The sequence below is a fragment of the Pseudomonas sp. 05N434 genome, assembly GCF_056396965.1.
This window is the reverse complement of record NZ_JBFTMK010000844.1, coordinates 1-1,407: the sequence shown is the minus strand read 5'-3', so window position 1 is coordinate 1,407 and position 1,407 is coordinate 1. Positions and strand designations below refer to the sequence as shown.

Below are 1,407 nucleotides of genomic sequence, written 5' to 3'. Positions count from 1 at the left end.
TTTCAATGCAGGAGCCGCCGAAGGCTGCGCTCTTTGGGGAATCACGCGAGGGCTTTGTCGAGGGCCCTTTCGATTTCCGATTTGATGGTGCTGCTCATGGCGGACATCAACAGCCCCAGTTCGACATCGACCCTGATCGAATCCTCGCCCACATGCACTGCCCCTTTCACACCGGAGCGCTTGAGGTTCAGCGTGTCGCCAGACCACTGTGGCTCCAGGCCATATTGATCGGACAGTTTCTGCGCCAACTTGTCGGCCTTCTCGCGGGCCGCTTCCTTACCCAGGCCATGGGCACGCTCAACACTAATATGGGCCATCGAATGACTCCTGCTTTATGGACACTTCCTGAAGCATCTTGACCGTTACTGCGTCAAAACGTCCCGGTTTCTCTATATCTTACCTTCAGCCTTGCCAAGACAAAGCAGGCCACCGGGATTAGAATGTCCCGCATTCTATTTTGGTGACAGCGATATGACTGATCAGCGCAAAGGCAGCGATGCCGAACCCACCACTCACTTCGGCTTCAAAAACGTTCCGGAAAGCCAGAAAGCGGAAAAAGTCGCTGAGGTTTTCCACTCGGTAGCCGCCAAGTACGACTTGATGAACGACCTCCTGTCGGGCGGCATGCACCGTCTGTGGAAGCGTTTCGCGATCGAACTGTCGGGCGTGCGTGCCGGTAACCGCGTGCTGGACATCGCCGGCGGCACTGGCGACCTGACCAAAAAGTTTTCGCATCTTGTGGGGCCAACTGGTCAGGTAGTGTTGGCCGACATCAACGAATCCATGCTCAAGGTCGGTCGTGACCGCCTGCTGGATCTGGGTGTGTCCGGCAACGTCGAATTCGTCCAGGCCGACGCTGAAAAGCTGCCGTTCCCGGACAACCACTTCGACTGCGTGACCATCGCTTTCGGCCTGCGCAACGTGACGCATAAAGAAGACGCCCTGCGCTCGATGCTGCGCGTGCTCAAGCCCGGCGGTCGCCTGCTGGTGCTGGAGTTCTCCAAACCCACCAACGCACTGATGTCCAAAGCCTACGATGCCTATTCGTTTGCCTTCATGCCGTTGATGGGCAAGCTGATCACCAATGATTCGGAAAGCTATCGCTACCTGGCCGAATCGATCCGCATGCACCCGAATCAGGAAACCCTGAAGTCGATGATGGTCGAGGCCGGTTTCGACCGCGTGACCTACCACAACATGACCGCAGGCATCGTCGCCCTGCACCGTGGCATCAAACCCTGATGTTGCTGGCCGGCCTGCTCGCCAGCGTTGAACTCGGTCTGAACCGGGTGCTGCGTCTCGACAGCACGGCGCTGCCGCGGCTGGCGCATTTGAGTGGCAAGGTGATTGCCGTCGACTGCCGCAGCCCGGCGTTGCAATTGTTCATCCTGCCCAGCGATGAAGGCC

Annotated in this window: 3 protein-coding genes; 2 read left to right on the top strand and 1 reads right to left on the bottom strand. The window is 58.2% G+C overall.

All coding sequences use genetic code 11. From position 1 onward, the window contains the following. Positions 1–41: 41 nt before the first annotated feature. Entirely contained in the window at positions 42–317 is a 276-nt protein-coding gene (locus tag AC1DLB_RS30020) for a polyhydroxyalkanoic acid system family protein (RefSeq protein ID WP_064615913.1), read from the bottom strand. 154 nt (positions 318–471) lie between these two features. Here AC1DLB_RS30020 and ubiE point away from each other — a divergent pair, with 154 nt between their 5' ends. Both ubiE and AC1DLB_RS30010 read left to right on the top strand, forming a co-directional pair. Then, positions 472–1,242 (top strand): bifunctional demethylmenaquinone methyltransferase/2-methoxy-6-polyprenyl-1,4-benzoquinol methylase UbiE, encoded by a 771-nt coding sequence (ubiE, locus tag AC1DLB_RS30015; protein WP_007936800.1) that lies wholly within the window; start codon positions 472–474, stop codon positions 1,240–1,242. Beyond that, positions 1,242–1,407 (top strand): SCP2 sterol-binding domain-containing protein (locus tag AC1DLB_RS30010; RefSeq protein WP_477786284.1); only part of this gene is annotated, 166 nt, incomplete at its 3' end. The genes ubiE and AC1DLB_RS30010, both read left to right, overlap by 1 nt.

Bases quoted from the DNA above. Each gene is read 5' to 3' on its own strand.
- AC1DLB_RS30020 (WP_064615913.1), bottom strand. From the start codon at position 317: ATGGCCCATATTAGTGTTGAGCGTGCCCATGGCCTGGGTAAGGAAGCG.
- ubiE (WP_007936800.1), top strand. From the start codon at position 472: ATGACTGATCAGCGCAAAGGCAGCGATGCCGAACCCACCACTCACTTC.